General features: G+C 62.1%; 24 protein-coding genes. 13 read left to right on the forward strand and 11 right to left on the reverse strand.

The genetic code is table 11. The features are described 5' to 3' along the window. Positions 1-74: 74 nt before the first annotated feature. The 5 genes from AOT87_RS11630 to AOT87_RS11650 all read left to right on the forward strand — a co-directional run bounded on the left by AOT87_RS11630 (position 75) and on the right by AOT87_RS11650 (position 5229). Entirely contained in the window at positions 75-1058 is a 984-nt protein-coding gene (locus AOT87_RS11630; protein WP_237085114.1) for an ADP-ribosylglycohydrolase family protein, read from the forward strand. 188 nt (positions 1059-1246) lie between these two features. Beyond that, positions 1247-4105, forward strand: coding sequence for a bifunctional DNA primase/polymerase (locus AOT87_RS11635; protein WP_057970073.1), 2859 nt, complete (start codon positions 1247-1249; stop codon positions 4103-4105). A gap of 90 nt (positions 4106-4195) precedes the next feature. Next, entirely contained in the window at positions 4196-4414 is a 219-nt protein-coding gene (locus AOT87_RS11640; protein ID WP_005102134.1) for a hypothetical protein, read from the forward strand. Between the two features lie 6 nt (positions 4415-4420). Next, positions 4421-4789, forward strand: a complete 369-nt coding sequence (locus tag AOT87_RS11645) for a hypothetical protein (protein ID WP_005102633.1) — start codon at positions 4421-4423, stop codon at positions 4787-4789. A gap of 209 nt (positions 4790-4998) precedes the next feature. Beyond that, complete coding sequence (locus tag AOT87_RS11650) at positions 4999-5229, forward strand: hypothetical protein (protein WP_228539353.1); 231 nt, start codon at positions 4999-5001, stop codon at positions 5227-5229. A 29-nt stretch (positions 5230-5258) separates the two neighbouring features. Here the strand turns inward: AOT87_RS11650 and AOT87_RS11655 are convergent, their stop codons facing one another. Together AOT87_RS11655 and AOT87_RS11660 are read right to left on the reverse strand one after the other, a co-directional pair. Further along, complete coding sequence (locus tag AOT87_RS11655) at positions 5259-6164, reverse strand: hypothetical protein (RefSeq protein ID WP_237085115.1); 906 nt, start codon at positions 6162-6164, stop codon at positions 5259-5261. Positions 6165-6250: 86 nt separating this feature from the next. After that, a complete protein-coding gene (locus AOT87_RS11660; protein ID WP_049233256.1) occupies positions 6251-6703 on the reverse strand; it encodes a hypothetical protein in 453 nt (150 codons plus the stop codon). A gap of 70 nt (positions 6704-6773) precedes the next feature. On the opposite strand from AOT87_RS11660, the gene AOT87_RS11665 reads away from it, so the two are divergent. Both AOT87_RS11665 and AOT87_RS11670 read left to right on the forward strand, forming a co-directional pair. Then, a complete protein-coding gene (locus AOT87_RS11665; protein ID WP_049233257.1) occupies positions 6774-7325 on the forward strand; it encodes a hypothetical protein in 552 nt (183 codons plus the stop codon). Beyond that, positions 7322-7612, forward strand: coding sequence for a hypothetical protein (locus AOT87_RS11670; RefSeq protein ID WP_005103247.1), 291 nt, complete (start codon positions 7322-7324; stop codon positions 7610-7612). Before AOT87_RS11665 ends, AOT87_RS11670 begins: the two co-directional genes overlap by 4 nt. A gap of 27 nt (positions 7613-7639) precedes the next feature. On the opposite strand, the gene AOT87_RS11675 is transcribed toward AOT87_RS11670, so the two are convergent. From AOT87_RS11675 to AOT87_RS11690, 4 genes are all read right to left on the reverse strand, one after another. Then, positions 7640-7915, reverse strand: coding sequence for a hypothetical protein (locus tag AOT87_RS11675; RefSeq protein ID WP_057966638.1), 276 nt, complete (start codon positions 7913-7915; stop codon positions 7640-7642). A gap of 76 nt (positions 7916-7991) precedes the next feature. Further along, on the reverse strand, positions 7992-8408 hold the full coding sequence (locus AOT87_RS11680) for a hypothetical protein (protein WP_057966636.1): 417 nt from the start codon (positions 8406-8408) through the stop codon (positions 7992-7994). Positions 8409-8461: 53 nt separating this feature from the next. Next, a complete protein-coding gene (locus AOT87_RS11685; protein ID WP_057966637.1) occupies positions 8462-8908 on the reverse strand; it encodes a hypothetical protein in 447 nt (148 codons plus the stop codon). A gap of 29 nt (positions 8909-8937) precedes the next feature. Further along, positions 8938-9537 (reverse strand): hypothetical protein, encoded by a 600-nt coding sequence (locus AOT87_RS11690; RefSeq protein WP_057970071.1) that lies wholly within the window; start codon positions 9535-9537, stop codon positions 8938-8940. Between the two features lie 86 nt (positions 9538-9623). Between AOT87_RS11690 and AOT87_RS11695 the strand changes: the two genes are divergently transcribed. The 3 genes from AOT87_RS11695 (at position 9624) to AOT87_RS29330 (ending at position 12466) form a co-directional block, all read left to right on the forward strand. After that, on the forward strand, positions 9624-10277 hold the full coding sequence (locus AOT87_RS11695; protein ID WP_234801055.1) for a hypothetical protein: 654 nt from the start codon (positions 9624-9626) through the stop codon (positions 10275-10277). Positions 10278-10884: 607 nt separating this feature from the next. After that, on the forward strand, positions 10885-11502 hold the full coding sequence (locus AOT87_RS11700; protein WP_234801054.1) for a hypothetical protein: 618 nt from the start codon (positions 10885-10887) through the stop codon (positions 11500-11502). A 175-nt stretch (positions 11503-11677) separates the two neighbouring features. Further along, positions 11678-12466, forward strand: coding sequence for a hypothetical protein (locus AOT87_RS29330; RefSeq protein ID WP_237085118.1), 789 nt, complete (start codon positions 11678-11680; stop codon positions 12464-12466). A 180-nt stretch (positions 12467-12646) separates the two neighbouring features. Here AOT87_RS29330 and AOT87_RS11710 read toward each other — a convergent pair whose 3' ends face one another. Continuing rightward, a complete protein-coding gene (locus AOT87_RS11710; RefSeq protein ID WP_198528443.1) occupies positions 12647-13651 on the reverse strand; it encodes a hypothetical protein in 1005 nt (334 codons plus the stop codon). 352 nt (positions 13652-14003) lie between these two features. Between AOT87_RS11710 and AOT87_RS11715 the strand changes: the two genes are divergently transcribed. Together AOT87_RS11715 and AOT87_RS11720 are read left to right on the forward strand one after the other, a co-directional pair. Continuing rightward, entirely contained in the window at positions 14004-14555 is a 552-nt protein-coding gene (locus AOT87_RS11715) for a hypothetical protein (RefSeq protein WP_057970068.1), read from the forward strand. Positions 14556-14765: 210 nt separating this feature from the next. Further along, positions 14766-15287 (forward strand): hypothetical protein, encoded by a 522-nt coding sequence (locus AOT87_RS11720; protein WP_057970067.1) that lies wholly within the window; start codon positions 14766-14768, stop codon positions 15285-15287. A gap of 23 nt (positions 15288-15310) precedes the next feature. On the opposite strand, the gene AOT87_RS11725 is transcribed toward AOT87_RS11720, so the two are convergent. The 3 genes from AOT87_RS11725 to AOT87_RS11735 are packed head-to-tail and all read right to left on the reverse strand — an operon-like array spanning position 15311 to position 19522. After that, positions 15311-15721, reverse strand: a complete 411-nt coding sequence (locus AOT87_RS11725) for a hypothetical protein (protein WP_052526293.1) — start codon at positions 15719-15721, stop codon at positions 15311-15313. Beyond that, entirely contained in the window at positions 15718-16440 is a 723-nt protein-coding gene (locus tag AOT87_RS11730) for a hypothetical protein (protein WP_052583265.1), read from the reverse strand. Before AOT87_RS11730 ends, AOT87_RS11725 begins: the two co-directional genes overlap by 4 nt. 1 nt (position 16441) lies before the next feature. Further along, complete coding sequence (locus AOT87_RS11735) at positions 16442-19522, reverse strand: putative toxin (RefSeq protein ID WP_057970085.1); 3081 nt, start codon at positions 19520-19522, stop codon at positions 16442-16444. 181 nt (positions 19523-19703) lie between these two features. On the opposite strand from AOT87_RS11735, the gene AOT87_RS11740 reads away from it, so the two are divergent. After that, positions 19704-20123 carry a hypothetical protein gene (locus AOT87_RS11740; RefSeq protein ID WP_005100703.1) on the forward strand — a complete coding sequence of 140 codons (420 nt, stop codon included), beginning with the start codon at positions 19704-19706 and terminating at the stop codon, positions 20121-20123. Positions 20124-20132: 9 nt separating this feature from the next. On the opposite strand, the gene AOT87_RS11745 is transcribed toward AOT87_RS11740, so the two are convergent. Continuing rightward, positions 20133-21830, reverse strand: coding sequence for a cell division protein FtsK (locus AOT87_RS11745; RefSeq protein ID WP_227469714.1), 1698 nt, complete (start codon positions 21828-21830; stop codon positions 20133-20135). Positions 21831-21914 lie beyond the last annotated feature (84 nt).

Genomic DNA, 21914 nt, shown 5'->3' on the forward strand with positions numbered 1-21914 from the left:
ACCGCCAAGTACTGATGGCCGGATCGCGCGCCGCACGGGGCACAGCGGAGTGCGCGGGCTCAATGTGGCTCCGCGTGAATACCATTGAGCATCTTGAGTCCATAGACTTTGATCGGGCACGCGGCGCCCTTATCGGCGCGGCAGCCGGGGATGCCTTGGGCGCTCCGTACGAATTCACCCGTCCCGGCTCTGACGCCGAGATCATCCCGAAAGGTGGCGGGGCATTTGGATGGGAGCCGAGCGAATGGACCGATGACACCGCCATGACCGTCGCGGTGGCTCGGGGGCTACTTGCCGCCGACGCACTCACCGATCACGGGCTCAACGCTGTTGCGCAAGAGTTCCGAGTATGGCTTTCCAGCGGACCCAAAGATGTTGGTCGACAGACAAAAGTCGTGATCTTGCACGGAGGCAGCACCGCTCAGTCGATGACCGAATTCGCCAGGACGAAGGTCGATCGGGGCGCCGGCAACGGCTCGCTGATGCGCACTGCTCCTGTGGCCTTGCGGTACCTGACCGATGCCGTTCACTGTGTCTCAGCGGCAATGCAGATCTCGGACTTGACCCATCCAGACCCACACGCAGCACAAGCCTGTGCGATGTGGTCTTACGCGATCCGTCATGCGGTACTGCTCGGAGATTTCAATGGGCCCCACCAGTATCTGGATGAGTTCGCAACCCCCTCCGAACGTGGATTCTGGGGCGAGCTACTACGCCGAGCAGAGCACGCAGGCCCCACCGATTTCAGGAACAACGGTTGGGTGGTAGACGCGGTTGCCACCGCGTGGTGGGCGATAACCAATGCACCTGGAGTCCACGAGCAGCACCTAGCCGGAGTCCTCGAACGCGCCGTGCGAGCAGGTGGGGACACCGACACCACTGCTGCTATCGCAGGCGCCTTGGTCGGAGCCCGTTGGGGAGCTGAGGCGGTCCCCGCTCAGTGGAAGGTCGACCTGCACGGCTACCCGGGCATCGACGCCAACGGATTGGCCGAACTCGCAGATTCGCTAGTCGAGAAGTCGCAAGTATGCGAGCGTGTATCACGTTCAGGGACGTGACAATTCGACAACCATTGAGCTGCAGCGACGACACGCCGAAGGGAACGGTTACGTCCGAGGACGGCTTTTTCCGCCGCTCGCCCTAGCGTGAGCTCCATGCGCCTCCATGACGTAGATGCCGACTCGATGCGCACTTCGAATTCCACCTCGAAGTGCATCATCAAGCTGTCTGGATTGGCGGCTGAACGATGAACGCCAACCGCAAGCTCATCGCGCGCATGGCCGAGCTCGGCTGCCACCTCATGCCACTAGCGCCGCAGATCAAGCACCCGATCATGGAGGGCTGGCCGCTGGCTTTGGCCACCACCGTCGACGACGCCATCGCGCACGTTGACGCCAAAGGAAACCTCGGCGTCAATCTGGCGTCTTCGCGCCTGATCGTCCTAGATTCCGAGAATCTTGCCGCCACGCAAGCCGTTGTCGATGCGGGATTCACACTGACTGTGATCACCGCCAAGTCACAAGACCCCACCAGCCACAAACGCGGCGGCTCGCACGTATGGCTTCGCGTGCCCGATGGAATCGAAGCCCGTGGACTGCCCTCCAACCGCCTTCAAATCCCACTCGCGAACGGCGGCATGATCGACGTTCTGGCCGGTGCCCGCTATGTGGTGGCTCCGCCATCTCGTATCGATGAGGCACCTAACTGGATGTACGCGCCATGCCAAGGCGGCCCGCTGGACCTGTTCATGCCAGCGCTCTTGGATATCCCCGTCGCACCGAGCTGGTTGTTCGATCGCTCCGCCGCCTGCCCACCTGGATTGGAGCCGTTGCACGGCATTCTGATACCCGACCCGCCGCGTTTGAAAGTAGAACAGGACGCCCGCTCAATCGAGCTGGACAACCGCGTCGACTCCGTTCCGTGGGATCAATGGCTCGCCAGCGACCCGCGGCTCATCGCACTCAGCCAGCTCGACGGCTGCGGATGCCGTATCTACCACTGGATCGGTGCTGACAATGACAAGTCGGCCACGCTGCATGACGGATGCGAGCAGGGCTACGGCGCACATATCTGGTCCGGCACAATGCAAGCCGCACTGAACCTGGACCACGACCACATCTCCCGCCTGAACCTGGCCAAGGCGCTGCACGGTGGCACCATCCGCGAGCGAGCATCGGCGGTTGGAATCGAACTCGGCGCCGAGCGCGAAGACCTGCAGACCGTGCGGCCATCGGACTATCTGCGCATGGCAGCGGATGCATCGGCGACCGGGGATACACGCAAAGCCGAGATGTACCGCGCCGCAGCGAGGGACCTGGAATCGCGGTTGCCAACAGCACAGCAACGCGGCATCGCCTACGTGGTGCCAGGAACAGTTGTCGGGGCTAATGCGCTTGCACCTCAGACTGCTTCGCTAGCCAATGAGCCGGATCCCGAGCGTGCCGGTGTGTCTCGCAAGGCCGGAAAGATCACCATCCGCTCATTCCCGGATCGGGAAATCGGTGATGTCCCGGTGCCCGCCGAGGACGAGTTTCACGAGTACCCGATGCCCGCCATCCCCGAGCACATCACACCGGTGCAAGGCGCCAAGACCAAGATGCTGCCGGTGCTGCCTCCTCTGGCCAACCGGATGGATCATGACAGCGTCAGCAGCGAGTGGATCTTCTCGGCCACTCCAGGGCTCAGCCACGTTGCAGCGGCCGCTGATTCACACGCGGTTTCTCGCTGGGGGCTTCTCGGGGCGCTACTGCCCCGCATCGCCGCGCTGGTTCCACCCACCGTTCGGCTCACCCCGGCCAGCCGCAGGATTCCGTCAGACCCCGGACCCACCACCGAAGGCACGTCCATCAACGTGTACTCGGTGCTGGTAGGCCCGCCGGGATCGGGTAAGACCGACACAATGAGCGCCGCAGCAGCACTCATCCCGGATGTGCGGATCGTCGCACCCGGCACCGGTGAGGGTGTACTGAAGGAGTTCCCACGCGGCGACCAGGACGACGTCGATGCAGATGCGGCCGAGGACTATTCACAGCCTGCCGTTGGCAGCGTCGGTGAAAGCCTCTCAGACTCGGTAATGATGGAGTCCGACGAGATGGACGTGTTCCTCGGCGAGCTTTCACGTCAAGGATCCAGAACTAGCGGCTGGTTCCGCACGATGTGGATGGGTGGTGACGTCGGCAACACCGCCTCAGACAAGGATCGACGCAGCGCAGTCAAGGCGCACACCTATCGCTTCGGAATTTTGTTGGGCGCTCAGCCCACCACCGTGGCCACTCTGTTCGATGAATCCGATAAGGGAACACCGCAGCGATTCATGTGGCTTACCGCGCACCAGACAGTGCAGCGCGGCCCCGAATACCCACAGAGACTGGCCGTGGCTCCGGTGTATTGGTTCGGTGGGCGTCCCTCGATGATCCCCACCCTCGGCGACGCTCGCCCACCTGTGTGGATCACGCCGCCCGCCGCGGCGACCGAATACATGGATGCAGATCGGGCCCGCGCGGCGACGGCGAACCCGTTTAGCGCCAATGGCGGATACAGCGACGGAGATCTTGTGGGCGACAAGGTGGAAGCGATCGCCGACCGCCACTCCGTGTTGCAGCAGCTCAAGATCAGTGCGCTACTTGCCGCCCTCGATGGCCTTGCACAGCCCCAGGACGTTCACTGGTTCTGCGCGGGAGAAGTCATGGCGGTGCGCCGGCGCAACATCGAGGCCCTTGTCGCACTCGCAGAGCGGCTGTCCATCATGGAAACGCGCAAGCGCGGACAGAGCCTGGGCCTCATGCAGTCGCACGCCAAAGCGGCCAGCGAGCAAGAGACGCACGAACGCAGCAAGGAAACATCGGCGCAGGTTCTGTGGGAGTTCAACGAGATCATGCGCGAGGGGCGCGTAGTGACTCGATCAGAGCTATGCCAGCGCATCGAGAAGAACGGCTGGGGAACTGCAGCTTTCGTCCCGGATGCACTGGCTCTGCTCATGTCTGAAGGCATCGTCGCTCAGACCGGCGACGCCAACACCTACACGCTGCTCTCTGCCGGAGGCGACGCCGAAGGCGCCACCGTCTCAGTGCTGCACCCACCCACCATCGCCAGCGTCGGCGGGTAAGTCCCCCACCTGCCCGCCGACATCCAGATCCGGCATTTTTGAGCACGCATCCCATCAGGCATCTATTCGGCAACAGTGTATGATTTGCATATGTTAAAGACATGGGAAACCACGCTTGAGCAGGATGCTTCCCAGTTCGCAGGCCTGGATTCGCAAGAGGTGTTCACAGATCTAGCTGCCGGCCGGTATGTCGGCGGATGGGACGTCATGTCGGCAATCGACCAGGTCAAGGGCAACAACCCCGCGCTTGCCGACGATCTGGAGAAATTCCGGTCCCGCGTGAGTGCCACCTACAGCTTCTGGAGCTGAGCTGCCGTGCCCACCTTTCACCGCGTCGTGACCCTGCATCGGTTCATCCACGCCCCCGACGCCGACACCGCGCATGAACGCGCGCATCACGGGATGCAAATCGACCGCAACATGCCCCCGGACCGGTTCTCAATCGTCGAGTCAGCCCTCGTCGAACACACCGCTGTCCTGCCCTATTTGCACGCCGGGGAAGACGACGACCTGTGGCAGGTATCGATCAGGGTGAGTGCGCGACTGCGCACGGCTAACGCTCTCGCAGCCACCGAGGCTGCGCATCAGCTCGTCACCGTCGATCCCAGGAAGGCGCGCGATGACGCCTTCGAATTCGAAATCCAAGTATCCGACGACGAGCACCAGATCCGGCTGGCCGGCTGATGAATCACGAGATTGGACACCGTACCTGCGCGCGAAGAAATACGGCTGCGACAAGACCGTGATCAGTTCCAACGGAGCTGCTCGGCGGCCACGCGGAACGCACATGTCGCGGCGGGTGATCCGGGCTTTCTCCCCGCGGATGTACGGCGACGGCGACGGCGACGGCGGCTGAATCGATCGTCGGCAGGCAGCAGAGTTAGAGCTTGTCCATGAGTACCGCGATTGAATTATCTAGCTGCATGGTCGATTACATCGCCGATGTGACCACGGTCGATATCGTCGATGCGTCGCTCCGCAGCCCCAATATCGACATCCAATCCGAGGTATGGCAGACATTCGATTCGGCACTCCGGGGCGCACTCAAAGGGCTCCCTATAGGCGAAACCCGTTGGGCGCCGCTGAGCTGTGCCGCGGAATCATCCTGCTGGGAGGCGAGATGAGCTGGAACGACAGCGGCACTGTCGCCCCATCACTGCCCAGCCGATGATTCCGGAACAGCAGGTTCTTCGGCGACAGGGCTCGGGGCCATCACCGGCGGCGGAAGTGTCGCTCGATCCGTGACAGCCGGATCGCCATCCAGACACCCCGAAACCAGTTCAGTCACAATCAAATCGCGGAATCCTGGGTACGGATCTTTCAAGCGACCCGTGACCTCTCCTACAGATGTCAACGCGGCAGCCACAAGCCGATACGGCTCCATGTCGATGCCTCTGGTGTTGAGTATCTGCACCTGCCGCAGCGGCGCGTCTTCAGACTCGTCATCATCACGCAGACCGGCGTCACGGTAGGCCGCGGTGAACATGTCCCAATCGCCGAGCCCTGCAAGTCGGTACATGAACCACACATCTGCCTGCAGTGCGCTGGTTCCCGGCGGGACCGGCTCGACGAGTTTCTGGGCGTCGGCCTTGTCGATCGATCCGTCTTCTTTGACCGGGATGGCTTGGACGGCATCCGGTGGAGCACTCGGAGGTGTCACCGCCAACGATTCGCTGAGCGGGTCTGTCACCGCGTTCTCGGGCACGGTGACTGTCGTGCTGGGTGCGGTTGTACGAATGTGACAGGTGATGTCGCCGTCGCGGCCTGCGGCGGCCATGTCCTCACCCGCGCCGAACACGTCGGAGGCGTCAGGTACGAGCTTGCCTGAGATGGAGACGGGGCCCGTCGCGGTGATCGCCGCAGTGGCCATCGCGAATAGTCCCGCCAGAAGCACCAGTAGCGTTACCGCCAGAGTTCCGGCGATCTTGAACAGACGGCCATAGCCCACCCGACGCAGAACACGCTCTCCTGCGGGAGTGATGAACGCGGACACCAGGGCTCGCCCGCCGCGAGTGGCCAGGGTGGGTGCGCTCGAATCAACGACTGTTCGGCCAGCCACGATATCGGCGACTGAAGGCGCCTGTGATTCGCGCAGGTGCGCCCACCCGCTTGGACGAAATCGATTTCCGGACAAGGCTCTCTCGCTTACGCCGGCGGAAGCGTTGGCTGTCCCGGAGGATCAATGGCAGCCGGGCCCGCTGTCCCGAGCGCCGGGCCCGGCCCCACCACCCCGGAAGAGGTGTTCACATTCGGTGGCTGAACGGGCGGCCTGTCACGTCCCGCAGGTGTGGAGTCGGGCAATATCCCGTGTTCCCACGGGTTGGACTTGATCAGCCCGACGATCCCCGCGGCCACTAGAGCCAACGCAAGCATCTGGATCGCCGACTGCACGGAAACGAAGACCGTCGGATGTGTTCCCGGAATGGCGAGAATATGCAGTGCTCCCACCACATTTGTCTCGTAGTAGGGGGTCACGAAACCCGCCATGGTGAGCATCGATGCGCCGTCTGGGACAGCGATCGCGACGACCAGGATCACCAGGATCTGGCCGATCAGCACGTACGAAGCTGTGCGAATCAGCACCGCTGGAGTGTTCATGTCGCGCACCGTAGACATTGGTCGCGCCGCTGGCCATGCTCTGGCGCGAAGTGGCTTTACCGTGCGCCCCATGATCAAGCTGCAAACCGCACTGCTGGTTCCCGCCCTCATGTCTATCGCGCTGGCGGTGCCCGCGACGATCGCATTCGCCGATCCTGATTCCGATCCTTCGGCTCCGGCCTCGGATGGGACTGATTCGGGATGGCGCGCCACACGCTCGACGCCGGCCACCATCACTGTCACGGCCACCGTGGCTCCAGGCCAGTGCCAGCCGGTCAGCGGGGGCCCGGCCTCGACACAGGTCACTGATACCGCCGGTCCTCCCATCGAGCCCTCTGTGGTCGCTCGGCAGGCGGCATTGACCTCCGAAGCGAAGGCACCGTCCTCGTCGGAGTCGAGTCGCTTCGACCCGTACACCTGTGCTCCAGTGCCCGTGGAATCGACTTCGCTTACTGCTGCGCCGTCCACCTCGGTGATCCCCAGCTACACACCGACGCTGAACCCCTACCCGGGCCAGAACGGCTCGGGCGCCGCGGGCAGCTCGGGTTCTGGTTCGGCGAGTACTTCCGACCCGCTGAGCGCGCCGACCACATCGCACACCATCGCCCCAGCCCAGCCGTGAGCGATCCACTAGACCGCCTCATCGAACTCACCAGCGGCGAACTAGAGGCCGTATGGACCTCGGCGGCTTTCACTGCCGCCGAGGCCGTCGGCTTGTGGGTAGACGATCCCGACGATCCACACGTCGCTGTGGCTGTCCACGACCAGCAGATCGTCCAGATCAGCATCAGCGACGCAATGCTGCGGGTGCCCCTCGACCAGCTTCAGGATGTACTAAATATGTGCATCTTCAACGCATTCGCGATGTGGCAATCACAGGTGAGCGCCGCGGTACCGACGGTGGCTTGATCGCCCTATCCACACGGACTGCTGGTTTCAGCGGCGCAGTACTTGTAAGCCGTACTCCACGGCCGCATCTGCTGCCATGAACCACGTGAGGGAACACAGGCCTGCCAAAATGGCATGCCAGTAGCAGAGTCGTTCATGGAACCGGCCCCTGCGAGCCACAGCCACGATCGCAAGTATCACGCTGATACCGAAGGCGATCCAGAATCCCAAGTACAGGGCCTCGGACCAGAAGAACGGGAATAGCACCGCCGACCACGCGAACCACAGCAGCATGCTCAACCCGAGGCCGGCCGCGAACGCCAAGACTGTGATGACGGCATTCCTGGTGCTCAAAACGGCCAACTGCCAGAAGGTTTGGCGACGGACCCCTTGTGGCCACTCATCCGGCGATCTCCGCGGCGAGCTGGAAACCCCATAGAGCTACGTAGCCCAGTGCTATCACTGCAGCCGCAACCAAGGCATAGCGAGCCAGGAACTCGCGTGCAGGCGGCGCTTTCCTGAGACCGTCTGCTGCCAGTCCAACGGCGAGCACCACCACCAGAAGGCCGACCAAACGGCACAGATTTCCCCAGAGACCAGCGGTATGAACCTGGTCCAAATAGTCGTCGGGATCGACGTTGGCGCGACCTTGAGCCTCGATGAGCACCACCGCGACACGCCAAAAACCCCAATACATTCCAAAAAGAAACGTCGCTACGACCGTGGCAAGCACGGAGAGCCTCGTCGCCAATATCCCGGCAGCACCACGCCGCTCAAACGAACCGGGCTGCCCAACCGGCTGACCTTCAGGAACCATCCTGCCTCACCCTCCTAGCCAGTGCTGGCTCGATGATCGCCACACGGTGACCGTCATTGCCTGCCACTTGAGCGCGCTGACGCAATCCCTACCGCGACGAGACCGCCGCAGTACTTCCAGCCCTCGTTCTCTTTGAGGAACGCGACACGATAGCCCTCAGCCAGCTCGCGCGCTATCCCAGGAGGAGCTGCAAGCGTGGCTAGAGCGGCGTCGCCATGCACTGACACGGCGGTGAGAGCGCCGGTTGCGGGTAGATCGGCTGCAGAGTCGCTTTCAATGGAATCGATCCCATCCAAATGCTGCCGGGCACAGGTCAACGCGTTGTACGCATCGAGGTTGTGGTTCTGCACCGCCTGGGCGACCTCGCGGTAGATGTCATTGAGCTCATCGGCAAGCACCTCATCTGGGGTCTGACCACACGCAGACAGAACGCAGACGCCAATGAGGGAAAATACTGTTGTAGTGCAAACACTTTGACGACGCAACGATCGGCCGATCACCCATACTCCTTCATCCGATCACGTCGAAACTAGAAAACCCAGCTTTTGGGCGTCGCGATCACGAATCCATGTGTGACCGGTTGCCTCGAGCTGGCGCCCACCTCCTGTGGTGCTTTGAGGACACAGACCACGTCCGCTGACGTCGGCACCCCACACATGAGCGACTCGGTGGCCGAATTATTCCAGAACACAATCTTGTGACCTGGCGCGAGCGCAATAGGCGCCACATTGCTGGTATCACCGAAGTACTCTTCAGCGGGCTTGTCCATGAAAGCGCCCGGCCCAAGACCTTGACTGTAGGCCGAGCCCACCGTCACAACCTGCGGCCCCGGCGTCTGCCCGGGAAACTCTCCGGCACAGGACACCTGGAATGCAATCTTGACCACTGTCTGCGCACACAAAAGACCATTGACGGTGCTAAAAAATATGGCGCGCCCACCGTTGATGCCAACCACCCTGGTATCCAGGGGACCGGTGTCGTCGATCAGCGAGTCGATATCTGGAATCGACGGTGCCGCAGCAGCATTCGGAAACGTGCCGATCGGCCCCAGCGAAACCAGGATCGCGCCAATTAATCCCACTACGAACCTTGCGACAACCGAGTCCGCCTTGCTACCCGCCCTGTTCATACCGACCCCGCCCCTCCGTATCGACAGCCCCGACCGTCCGCCATCCTCTCACACCGGATGGTTTGCTGTCTGCTTACACTGTGCTGGTGTGGATAAGACTTGCACTTGCCCCGTGGTGGATACAGTGGCTCGTGTATTCGGCCCTGATCTTCACCACGGCAGGCGTTCCGGTGGCGATCATCAACCGCAACGAACAGGGCCAATGGCTGGGCTGGTGGATCGGAATCGCGATTGTGGCGCTCGTCGTCGGGCTGGTGTGCTCACTAGGCGCACGATCCCGGTCCCCGCAGCTACGCCAGATGCTCGACGGCCTGACACCCACCCAGTACCAGCAGGCTTCCAAGGCTGTCTTGTCCGGGCCGATACCGGCCGACCCGGCGATACGGCGTGTTGCTGCACGCTTGGCACAGAGAGCAGTTGAACGTCAATTCGGCACGATGACGCCCGGGGTGCGTAGATTCCTCATTGGAGCCATGGCTGTCTACGTTGCGTTTCAGCTGGGCGACTTCGCTTTAGGCAAACCAGTATCCCCCAACAACTTCTTCACCGCTGTCCTCTTTGCCGCAGCGGCCGTGCACTGGTGGCTCTATCCCCCGCTGCTCGAAGCACGAGCACAACTACTGGCAGGGCCGGATATCGAGGTCATTGGTCCGCTGCCGGCGCAGCGATCGGATTCCCACCCAGATGCAGACCGCTATCAGGGCTGGCCCGAAGGCACCTCCTGCCCACCGCAGGTATGACGATGTCGTCGGCTGCTGGTCGGACCTCGACATGGATTGCTCCCAGGCCTGCAACAGGATTCCGGCGCCGGTCAAATAGACACCCGCGGCGACCCCGAGAAACAGCAAGACCACTGTGATTGCATTCCCTCATCACGATGGAACCCCTTATGCCGATGGCCATTTCGGAGTCCTGAGCGGCCTTATCAGCCCTGTTGCGGGTTACCGGTGCGACGCCCGAGGGTTGCTTCCTGACTGGAATCTGGTTGGCTGCCTGACTCGCTCGAGTTCGGATTAACGCCACGCTCAAGCAGAAGTTTGGTCATCGAACCGTCCGGGCAACTCCTGCGTTTTCTGAGAGATATCCACAGCCGATGTCCGCGCCAACCGCACCGACGTGCTTCTGTGGCAAATGTGAGGACACACAGCTCCCCAAGTAGCGATCGTGTTGCCGTCGCCGCTGGTTTTCACCCGCCATGGAAAACTTGGCGAATTTTCTTCAATGTGCCAGGAATGTCCGCTGACATCTACTGAGGCGCACTCTCAGTTACCATCGAGTGGTTTCTGTCAGGAAAACAGACTAGGGGTGCAGTGGCTTATGCGGAATCTTGGGCAAGTAGCTGTCGGCATGGCTGCGGCGGGGGTATTGGTGGCCGTTGGGCACTTGCCATCGGCCAGTGCGGCGACGGCAACAGCGAGCCTGGTCCTGAATGAGCTGCCCGGCTACAGCGTCGACGTGTACGAGACCGGGAGCAAGTTGGGCGGAGGGCTACTGGATAAGTACGAAATGAAACCCGGCTGCCGCGCCGCCATCGCCGATTCGGTGTCGAAGATGCCCGCGGATGCTGTGGCCTATCGGGGCGATATCAGTCGGATCGCGGCGGATGGATCGCAGCGTACGGCCGCATACTCAGTGCTGATTAGCCTGGATGATCCACAGGTAGGCCGCGCCGCCGTCGCAAGTTGGGACCCAATCTTGACGAGTTGCTCGGATACCGGCCTTCGGCCCGGTGAATACGGCGCCCGCCCCAGCCCTATGCGACTGCGTGGAGTGGAGGCACAGGCCGCCAAGATCTTCACGATCAAGAAGGACGGCGAGCTGCCGACTCCCGGAGTTGTGTACGTCACCGGCGGCATTCTCGGCTACCTGGAGTTGGAGCCTACGGGGGATGAGCCCGCAGACCTTGCGCTGTGGCAGGAGCTTGCCCAGAAGCAGGTTGATCGCATCAATGCCCGTAACGCCTAGTCCCTACGTCCCAGAGTCGGCTGGTAGCAATCCATCCGGCCGATCCTCGCGCCCACGGCACCCTGATCGCATATTCGTGGGCCGATGCATCAGCTCGCTGCAGCCGCTAGCGGTGCGCCGCGCACGCACTGTTTCTCCGATCCGACGAGTATCGGGCCAGCGTGCAGGATCGCCCGTGAGCCTGCGGATCGCCGTGGCGGCAACCGCGGCAGCGGCGCTCCTCGCCGCCGCTTGTGGTCCGAGTTCCACGCCAGCAGCGCCTTCTGGCTCCGTATCTCCGTCTGCGGCCTCCCCCACCGCATCCGTCACTTCCGGATCATCGCCGCACTGGATCAGCCCGGCGCCCACAGGGGCCCTGGCCTCCCCCGTCCACGGATACATTCCGTCGCTTACTTCAACACCGGGATCACCGCAGGGGCATAAAGTTTCGATCCCGACGCTTTCGGGCGGTGATCCCGCCGTCACGAAACGATTCAACGAGTCGATGAGGGCCTCGCGCGCCGGGATGCCCCTGGGATCGCAGGAGATGAGCGTGGGCGATAGTGAGCTCCTCGGCGGCTATCGCAGCGGGGTGACCCGGATCAGTGCCGGTGCTGTGGCGGGCCGGATCGTGCTCCTCTGGTACGGCAAAGGCGCAGCGCACCCTAACCGCAGCGTGGGCACCGTGGTGATCGCAACCACGACCGCCACGCCGATCACCGTCGACGACCTGTACCGCGACCGCTCCGCTGCGCTCGACCGCCTGCGCAGCCTGTTACCCGAACTGGACACCACCAAGCGCGTGTATGCAGCCGACCTCACAGGCACCCACTTCGCCGATGCGTGGCTACCGACCTCCGCCGGCCTGGAGGTGTACGCGCCCGTCGCGCACGTTGCCGGCGACTACGCCCCCGTCGTGGTGCCATGGGCGCGCATCGCCGATCAACTCCGTCCCGGCATGCTCGAGCGACTGCGCGCCGACTGATCGGCCGCCCGAGCCTTCTTCACACCGCCGCTAGGATCAAATGCAGCAGCATGCCCAAGCCGATTCCTGCCCCGAACACCGACACTGTGAGGAAGGCTGTTCTAGCGCTCAAAACGTCTAACCCCCATAAGGTTTGAGAACGGCCCAGTCACAGGACCAGGGCACATCAGAATCTGACTCTCATTCACCCCAGCAGAAGGTTTTGACAGCTTTTACTTCGCCGAGCATCTGCCCGATGAGCTTCTGATACGCCACTTCCCGGTCGGCGGCTTCTGCGGCACTACTGGTCGGTGCAGCCGCATACGCACTACGCACCAGGTCTGTTACCTGCACCGATAGATCCGCAATACGACGTACGTGTGGCGCCACATCCGGTGTCGTCATCTTGGCAGCTTCGCGCTGAAGCTGATCGGACCACCCCTGATAATCGGCAACACTAGGGCCGCCCTGCACCACCAGTCGCCCATTAGTCAGCCAATTCCGTTCGTTCACGGCCACGATGACATCGTGTGTCTGCTCACAGTCTCGTCTGGGCCACTGCCGCTCAAAGGTCACCGCCAACCCGACAACGCACGCAACCAAACCCGCCGCAATCACCGCCAGCCACAGCCGATCCCACTTTCCCAAGAATGGACCGCTATCTGCACTCTGCCCGGCTTCTGCAGCTCCGAGCAACGCGATATGGCTCTCCTGGCGGCGCGCGACATACCACTCCGACAACAAGATCGGCACACACAGAACAGCCAACAAAGTCCACCCGGCAGCAATCCTGACGCTGTGCGTGATGTAAATCTGAAGGAACGGCAGCGCGATCCAGAACACCGGGTTCGACAGAGACGACGAGTCCTTGCGGAGCTTTCTCAGGGTCTCGCCCAGCTCGAGCGCGGCGTTCAGCACACCGGGGTCGGCCGGGATGTGTCGGCGCCACAGCGCCTTCACAACATCGGCGCGCTGCACATCGCCGACACCGTTCAGCACGGCCAAATATGCGCGATGCGCCTTCTCCTGGTAGGCGACCGACACCGCAGCGATCGCCACGCCCATCCCGATCGGTGCCCAAACCCATACCGGGCTGAAATCTACGGCCGGGATGATCAGGAGAAATGGACTCGAACTCAGTGACACCAGCACCGATATGCAAACCCACCGCGCCCACCAAGGCAACCCAATCAGGCGGATCTGCACAGCATGCCTCCCAACCGAGGTTTCAGCTTGACAACGTCGGCACCGAATTCGGAAAGCAACTCATCCGGCTCCGCTGGAATCCCCATAACCACGAACAATAGCGAAATTCAGCAAACCTATTGAGTTTGGGTGCGCTTGCAAATCCGATCCTCGTAACCCGACCGGCCAGTCAGCTATTGTCATACCTGTACTGAACAGGACAAATACAATCGGGGGTTACGCCATGCAAGACAACGATCCTGCTACTTCGTGGACGCAACCTCCACTGCCTCCGCAACATGCCGGCACGCAGCCATGGGGTCCGCCGCGAGCGCAATGGCCAACTCCCCCGCCCGTGGCCCCGCACCGACCGATGCGCGGCTACTGGTACATCATCGGTGCAACATTGATAGCGGTCGGGCTGATCGGTGGCATCGGACTGTTCGTTGGCGGGCTGATGCCCGTACTGCAGGGGCCGACGAGTCAATTCGACGCAAATGGTTCTAGCACTACACGATTCGGATCAGGTGATTCGATGATCATCTACGTCGCCGACGTGGAACCCGTACCGAAACTGACCCAGAACACACGCTGCGTGGGCCGCGACGAGAACAACAACGAAGCCACTGTCAGCCGCTACGACGGCACCCTGAGCATCAACCAATGGCATGCCCTCTACGTGGTGCGCGCCCACCAGGCAGGCAATTACACCATCAGCTGCGCCGGCTACTCCGACATCACCTACGGACTAGGGCCCCGCGCCGGCCGAGGCGCCATCACAGCGGTCCTCTTGGGGCCCATCGGCGGCATCACACTCATCGGAGCCGGCATCATCGTGCTCATCATCACCGCGTTACGGCGACGCAAACCATCACCACCACCGCAGCACCCGTACGGCAACCCGTACCCGCCCGCGCCGCAATAGCCCGGTTATTTCAGCGGCGGGCCCTTTCCCCATTTCCACCGCTTCATGCCTTCAAAGGGGTTCCACGACTGGCTGCCCTTGACCTGGTCGAGGTAGTAGGTGTAGTTCGCCGTCACCATCAGCGCTGCGCCAGATTGCTTGCTATGAGTCGAAGGCCCGCTGGCCGGAGACGGCAGAGCATTTAGCAGGGCGGGGGGCTAGGGTCTGCGCATGGGTGTTCCGACGCATGTGATGATCTACAGCGGCCGCAACGTCGCGGAGATGGACGGCGGCGCTGGTCCGCTGCAGTTCCTCGGCCCGCTGGGAGCGTTCGGACAGAACGATAATTGGAGCCTGCTTCTCTACGCGCTCCCCGAGGGCAAGGAATACAAGGACGTAGCCAACGAGGCCACGACCGAGTACCTACAAGCAGCTGGGCACAGCGCGTCTGCGATCGCCATCGAGACTCGCAAGCCCGGCGGCGCCCAGTGGGGTGCGCAATGGGTGCGATACGTGGTCGGGCATCCGCACGATGGGGCTGCTCCGCTTGATGTGGCGATCCAGTTGCCGCATGGCGCTGAATATGTCAGCCGCCCAGAGGTTTTCAGCTCAGAAGAAGCTGCTGACATCTTCATCTCGTACTACGAGACGGGGCAGATCCCCGCGGGCTACGTGCTCCGCCCGGTGGAGGGTTACACCTCAGACCAACAGTTGATCGATCTTCGCGGTCAAACTGCACACGCTGATCACTGACTGGCGACCTTGTCGCCCGGCGTCTACCAGATGGTGCGCGTCGCCGACTGCGCTATTAGGTCACCAATCTCAACAGTGCTGCCGCGCTTGGAGTACGGGGCTTGCACTGTCATCGCGGCGCCTTCGCGGTGCTGTAGGCGGACCTCGATGGCATCAGATCCCAACGCGGCGACGTGGGTGTCGTACGCGATTGCGTATGCAGCGAGTTCGTCCTTCTGCGCGGTCAATTCGCGCTCTAGAGTCGCAATCGTCTGATTCGCATCCTCCCCCGCGCCTGACAGCAGGGAGTGCTCTTGGCCGGCGTTGACGGTGACGGCGAACGGGATGAAGCTGTCGGACTTCTGCAGGTTCTGCATCGCGAGGTCAATCGAGGTGCTCAACAGAGTGTCTAGCGCATCCTGCGCCTCTGCAGATGCGGTGTTCCGCCAGCTCATGTCGCGTTCTCCTGCTTCGGTCCACACTGTTCCAGTGCCCGTTTCACCCTATCGCGCAACCACTTATCTGGTGTGTCCACCAGGGCCTTCAGCGGCTCATAGAGCCGTGGATCTTGTAGCCTGCCCGCTGCGGCGACAGCCGCAGACGGTATGACCTCAATAGCATCCTTGGATCCAAGCGGGGTTTCGAGCACTTCCTTGATCAACAACACTGCACGCTCGCGTTGTTTCTTCGTTCGTGACACCGCCGACAAGAGGAAGTCCGCGTCTGCTTTCACAGCGAGCTCGTCGATCAAGCCGAAGACCTTCTCGATCTGCTCTTCATTGAGCTTGCCGTCTATCGCATCGGAGATGTACCACCTCATCTGCGTACCCCCGCGATCACACGCTCCGGCGAAATCCCGATAGGCCTGAATAAGGGCATCAATCGAGTAAGGCCGCATTTTCCCGAGCTCGATAATGATTGACCGCTGTTGTTTCCGACTCGGGATGCGGTACAGGTACTTCACCAGGACTGGCACAGTAGCCGCGTCAACCGGCATCCTGTTGCCGCCATGGGACTGCCGGAAGGCTTCGGTCCTGTCACGTTTCAGCGCTTCAACCCACGGCGCGATTTCAGACCAGGATTCCTCGGGCGACAGAAGATCGATCCGATTGTAGAAATCGTCATCATCAATCGGATGTGGTTCCTGCACAGGCTCTTTGACCATTGACTCCATGCTATATCACCTTGTGGAGGACTATTTGCCCTGAGTCTACGAGCGCTTGAAGTGGCCCCGACAGTTGAGTGCCCTCGCCCTGCCGAACAAAAAGATGCACAGCATAGCCATTCGCCTTCGCATACTTCAGGTACTCCGTCAACTGCTGGGTCAGCGACAGCTTCCCGACATTTTTGACTTCGCCCAACATGCTGACAGGGGCCTGCACCAGCACATCTGGGATACGGAACTTCTTCGTCGACGGGTTCGGAAAGATCTTCTCGGAGTTCTGCGGCAGACCGACGGCCTCCATACCTTGTCGACCTCGAGCCCCGCTGCTCATCTTGACCATCGCCGCCGTCGTGCCCGGAGCGTTTTGCGCCTGTAAATAGCCTTCGAGCGTTCCTGTGGCCTGACGCTGGATGTTTCCTTCGAACCATTCGATGGTGGCGGTCTGTTTAAACAGAATGGTGTCACCGTCAGTTACTTGGGGCACGAAGAGCGTGTAGTTGTTGACGGCCTCCAGTAGTTTGGGTTCAACTTTCTCGCCGTTGACCCAGATTTCAGTGGTTTGTTCGACAACCTCTGTGGGTGAAGTTCCCAGCCCCTGGTACTGCCACACAAATGACGCCAGCCCCGTATCGCTATCGCCCTGAGGCAGGAAACTCGCCTTACCCGTGGCCAGCATGTCGGGCACCTGCACACCAGAAGTAGTTGGCTTGAACGGCACCGACTGATCGATGGTGACGGGCTGCCCTGCGATTAACGGCACGAGGTCATCAGTCGCTGGCATCCCGTCACCGCTTGGATCAGCCGGCGCGGGAAGTCCCGGCTGCGGCCCGCCGAAGGTGGCCGGACCGCTGCCCGCTGGGCCACTTGCTGTAGTCGCCCACCCCACCATCTCAGCTGGCGCTTCGCCCGCCGCATCTGTCGGCATCCCGCTAGCACCCAAGCTGCTCACCGAGTTGACGGCGCCGGCACCCTGGCTGGTGAGTTGTGCGACCTGCCCGACACCAGCGGTGCCCTTCGACACGGTGTCGTTGAGTTGGGTGAACTGCTCGGTCTGCGGTTTGAGTTGCGGGTTCGCGTCCCCTACCGCTTGGGCGACTTGATCGGCTTCACCCTGAGCGGTTTTCACGATCTGACTGCCCGCATTGATCGCGTCCGCGGTGCCCTGAATGCCTTGCGATACCCCCTGAACCACTGTGATGGCATCTTGTGGGTTCACCGCCCCGGATTGCACCGAGGATGCCAGCGAGGCACCGGCTTGTGCGGCCGAACTGAAGCCTTGCGCGGCCTGCCCGGATGACTCGCCGATCTGCTGGCCGGATTGGACATAGGTCTGCACATCGCCCGGGAGGCCTTGCACCGCTTGGGATGCATCCTGTCCCAGTGCCTCGGTATCCGGGCCCTGCTGGTCGTCTTGCTTACGGCGCCGCGTGGAGGCCGCGCCCATCAACAATGCGGTCAGGTCGTTGTCGCCGGACTGCTTATCGCGGTCCTGCTGGTCGCGATCCTTCTTATCGTCCTTCGACGGGAACCTCGGCGACTGCTGCTGTTTCTGGTTCTGCTTGTTCTGCTGCTGCAGTTGTTTGGTCAAATCATCGATGCGTTGGCGGTCCTGAGTGGACTGCTGCTGTTGATCTTGCAACTGCCGGGTCAAATCATCGATCTTCTGCTGATCCGACGACTGATTCGGCGATTGGTCGGGCTGCTGCCCAGCATCTTGTTGCGGCGGTTGTTGCGATGCCTGTTGCGGTTGTTGCACAGGCTGCTGTGCGCCCTGATTCGACTGCCCGCCTTGCGATCTCGGGTTGAAGTCCGGGTTCGGCCTGCCCGGTCCTTGTGTATACGGGGTGGCGGTCTGGTAGTCCGGGATTTGGGTGCCGTGTGCGGGCTGATCCCAGTTCTGCTGTGGTCCCTGCTGCCCGCTGGAGCCCTGGCTGCCATTATTGCTGACTGACGGTGCCTGCGTGTTGTAAATCGATATCGAGCTGTTTTGATCCAGCGGCGGCTGGTTGATCCCGCCCTGATAGTCCGGCATCTGGTTGGGCATCTGTGGCGGCTGAAACTGCGAAGCATCAGGCCCGTAGGAGCCACCGTTGGAGCCACCCCCACAATCCGGCGGACACTGCGCATGCGCTTGGGGCACCGTGGCCGGGGTAAACCAACCCAAACCCAACCCACCCGCCGAGAACATCAACAACGCAACAACACCGGACGTCGCGGCCGTCTTATGCGAAGCGTCGGTGGCCCACTTCCACAGACCTGCAAGACCTTTCCACCACCCCAGATTGGAGCCGATCGCCCACAACAACACCGCGGCGACCGCAGCGGCAGCAGGCAACACATCCGGACCGGTAATCCACACATACAGCCGCGGCGTGATCCCGGCGGTCAGCAGCACCAACCCCAAACCGCCCCCGATCAAGGCCGCCACCAAACCGGGATGCCACAGCCCCTCCGGCGCCCGCCGCTTACCGGCGCTACGGTCGCGCTCGATGAGCAGTCCAGAATCCGTGAGGGCATCCTTGGCCAAACCGGTGACATACCGGCCACCAGTGAACAGCGCAGCACCGGCAAGAACCGCCACCAGCATCTGACCGACGCCGAGCAGTAGCGTCCACCGGTGTTCACCGGAGACCTGCTGCCACCAACTGGCGTATCCGCCGCGGAACGTCCACCACATGCCCAACGCCCCGGCGATCACAGAACCAGCGGCCACGACAGTGCGCCCGAACTCGGTCAATCGTGCCTTCGCCGCGTCGAACAGCGCAGTGATGACCGGCCGCGCGCCCCACATCGCAAGCTTGATTCCCCCACCAAGGGCGGTCAGCGCCAGCAGCAACAGGGCGGACCACGCGATCAGTTCGGCAGCATCGTCACCGCTGCGATACAGGTTGTGCAGCGCTGTGACCGCCCCCACGACCAGAACACTCCCACCAGCGAAAGCCGCAACACGTCGGCCGCGCTCATCCCCCGCCACAAGCGACGTGTCAAGATCACGAGACGGCAACCTCTGTGCCGCCGCAGCGGACCGGACCAGATCACGGCAGTCGGTCACCGCTGTCAGCTGTTCAGTTGATCTCTCATTCCCCGACACATCGCCTCCGTCAGCCACCGCAAAGCCCCCAGGGACGTGACACTACGCCCCACCACAGAGGCGTGTCCACACAAGCAGCAAACATCCAGCAATGCAGGGGTGTCGCCGCTCGGGTCGCCCCCACTGCGAGGTCCCGGGCCAGTTCGTGGAGAACGTCGGTGGCTCTTGATAGACCAGCACTATGTCCGAACTCTCCGCTCGCAAAGCCGTCGAGCGGCTGATCGCGCGCATTCCGAATCTGCTCACTGCGACGGTGCTCGAGAAGTTCACTGACCGGCCCCTAGCCGTTGTCCATACACAAGACGAGGTCGCTGCCCGTATCGGCGCGGTGCTCGCCGATGGCTTGAAGTCCGAGGGCTACGAACTGGTCGAGCTGCCGCCGGTCTCCGCTGACGGTTATGGAGGTCTCTGTGTCCGGATCGCGCTTTCCAGTCAGCCGTGGGCAGACGCTGAAATACGCATCACGCGTGGACGGCGGGGGGACAATTTGATCGTCTCTGGCCTGCCAAACCCGCTGGCCGTCGAAGATGTGCCAATCGTTGCCGCAGGGCTACTGGCAATCTACGGCACCCGGCCGCGCATCACCCGTGATCGGGGCTGACTTCGCCCGCTACAACTCCCCGATGATCTTCTTCCCGCTTGAGCTCGGTGGCGGAAGGCACACGTACTCGCGGCTCGACGGGTCGTACTTGGCCATTGCAGGATCGGGAACGATGACGCCATCAGCACCGCGCATATCCAATGGAACCCGCTCCATGCGCTTGATCTCTTCGACGGTGAACATGTCGAAATCGATGTATCCGCGGTCGGGTTCGCCCTTCTTTTCGAGTGCCTGCTGCAGCTCTGACTTCTCGTCGATTCTGAACCACTGCCGGCTGTACATGCGCGGAACGCGATCGGACACTTGCTCTTTGAACTGAGGCCATTTCTGTTTGGCCTCAGGCGGCAGCTTCGCGTTGTCCCACGACTCCCCGGGGCTATATCCGAGATAACCCTGGTACTCCGTGGCGTCAGCGGCGCCGGTGACTGGATCCACAGACGCGATTAAGCAGCGTCCCTTGATCTTCGGGTCCATCGACTCACGGACCATGCGCACCTTCGGAACGGCGGACTCTTCGAACGCCTTATCCATGGTCATGTCACTGGGCTTGCCCAGCGAGATGGTCAGGGGCAGGTTCGAATTCCACACGCCGGGGATGGACTGATCACGCGCGTCCTGCGAGATCAGCATGACATGCACACGCAGCTCGCGACCCAGGGCTGTAATCTCGGTGACCATCGACTCGATCGCCTTCGCGTCGGCCTTGGAGAGGTTATTCTTCCACTTCTCCCGCATACCTTTGATCTCGTCCATCACCAAAAGCACGGGTATGAACGAGTTCCAGTTCTCTGGGTCCTTGATCTTGCCCTCCAGAGAGCCTTCCTGACGCTCCTGCATGATCTGGTACGCCAAAACGACGGCACCGACGTAGCTCATCCCCTTCGCGGACGATCCCAGCCCGACCGCGACAGTGCCAGGCACCGGCAGACCATGGTCACCCATTTGTGGCGCGAAGTAACCGGCGTAGTCAGCACCTTTACCGTCGGCGAGGATCAGCATCCACAACATCGCCCTGAACTGCTCCAGCCAGCTACGCACGGCAACCGACTTGCCTGACCCTGTCTCGCCAATAACCTTGACGTGAGCCATCTTTTCCAAGCACACGCCGAGTTCGCCGCCGGCGGCCACCCCGACCTTGAACTCCCAGCCGGTATAGGCACGCTTGGCTTCTTCCACGGTGGACGCCACACGCCACGCCGGCGGGAATATCAACTTGGGGATCGACGACTTACGGCTACCGCCGAATGTGTCTTCGCGCGGGTCGCTGCTGGGCGCCCAGATGCCACCGAGAGCTTTCGTGAATGTCCTGTGCAGACGCTCGTGCATGCCAGAGTCCGTGATGAATCCGGACTCAAGGCAACGGAATCCCCATGAGACGAGCTTTCGCCCACCTTTACCGTCGTCCTCGAACTCGACTTGATCGGTATCGAGAACCAGCTTCTCGGGGAACTTGGCCGCCGCGACGTCCAGCAGGCGGCGAAGGTCTTTATGCAGTTCACCGTGCTGAAGGAACATCGGCGGAACATCGGAGAGATCCAGCGCGGCGGGATGCCCGTCGATGAGCAGCCCACCCGCCAGCTCGCGTCGGTGCGCGCGCCAGTTCTCCCGCGCTTTCCAGAACGCATGAGCGCCGGCCGCCGCTGCAGCCCATCCGAAGGCAATCGGAATCGGCGATTCCCATCCGTACACCGCGATCGGAGCGAGCATCCCACCCACACCCAGGCATCCCAGACACAGCGCCTGGGATTGATGTGATGCGCGGGTGAATCCGCTTGTGTCACGGTCTATCTG

This window comes from Mycobacteroides sp. H003, assembly GCF_001440135.1.
Taxonomy (GTDB): domain Bacteria; phylum Actinomycetota; class Actinomycetes; order Mycobacteriales; family Mycobacteriaceae; genus Mycobacterium; species Mycobacterium gwanakae.

What these genes read in the sequence shown, in the direction of transcription:
- AOT87_RS11635 (WP_057970073.1), top strand. Translation starts at nt 1,247, where the DNA reads ATGAACGCCAACCGCAAGCTCATCGCGCGCATGGCCGAGCTCGGCTGC.
- AOT87_RS11640 (WP_005102134.1), top strand. Translation starts at nt 4,196, where the DNA reads ATGTTAAAGACATGGGAAACCACGCTTGAGCAGGATGCTTCCCAGTTC.
- AOT87_RS11650 (WP_228539353.1), top strand. Translation starts at nt 4,999, where the DNA reads ATGAGTACCGCGATTGAATTATCTAGCTGCATGGTCGATTACATCGCC.
- AOT87_RS11660 (WP_049233256.1), bottom strand. Translation starts at nt 6,703, where the DNA reads ATGAACACTCCAGCGGTGCTGATTCGCACAGCTTCGTACGTGCTGATC.
- AOT87_RS11665 (WP_049233257.1), top strand. Translation starts at nt 6,774, where the DNA reads ATGATCAAGCTGCAAACCGCACTGCTGGTTCCCGCCCTCATGTCTATC.
- AOT87_RS11680 (WP_057966636.1), bottom strand. Translation starts at nt 8,408, where the DNA reads ATGGTTCCTGAAGGTCAGCCGGTTGGGCAGCCCGGTTCGTTTGAGCGG.
- AOT87_RS11690 (WP_057970071.1), bottom strand. Translation starts at nt 9,537, where the DNA reads ATGAACAGGGCGGGTAGCAAGGCGGACTCGGTTGTCGCAAGGTTCGTA.
- AOT87_RS11700 (WP_234801054.1), top strand. Translation starts at nt 10,885, where the DNA reads ATGGCTGCGGCGGGGGTATTGGTGGCCGTTGGGCACTTGCCATCGGCC.
- AOT87_RS11715 (WP_057970068.1), top strand. Translation starts at nt 14,004, where the DNA reads ATGCGCGGCTACTGGTACATCATCGGTGCAACATTGATAGCGGTCGGG.
- AOT87_RS11720 (WP_057970067.1), top strand. Translation starts at nt 14,766, where the DNA reads ATGGGTGTTCCGACGCATGTGATGATCTACAGCGGCCGCAACGTCGCG.
- AOT87_RS11725 (WP_052526293.1), bottom strand. Translation starts at nt 15,721, where the DNA reads ATGAGCTGGCGGAACACCGCATCTGCAGAGGCGCAGGATGCGCTAGAC.
- AOT87_RS11730 (WP_052583265.1), bottom strand. Translation starts at nt 16,440, where the DNA reads ATGGAGTCAATGGTCAAAGAGCCTGTGCAGGAACCACATCCGATTGAT.
- AOT87_RS11740 (WP_005100703.1), top strand. Translation starts at nt 19,704, where the DNA reads ATGTCCGAACTCTCCGCTCGCAAAGCCGTCGAGCGGCTGATCGCGCGC.
- AOT87_RS11745 (WP_227469714.1), bottom strand. Translation starts at nt 21,830, where the DNA reads ATGCTCGCTCCGATCGCGGTGTACGGATGGGAATCGCCGATTCCGATT.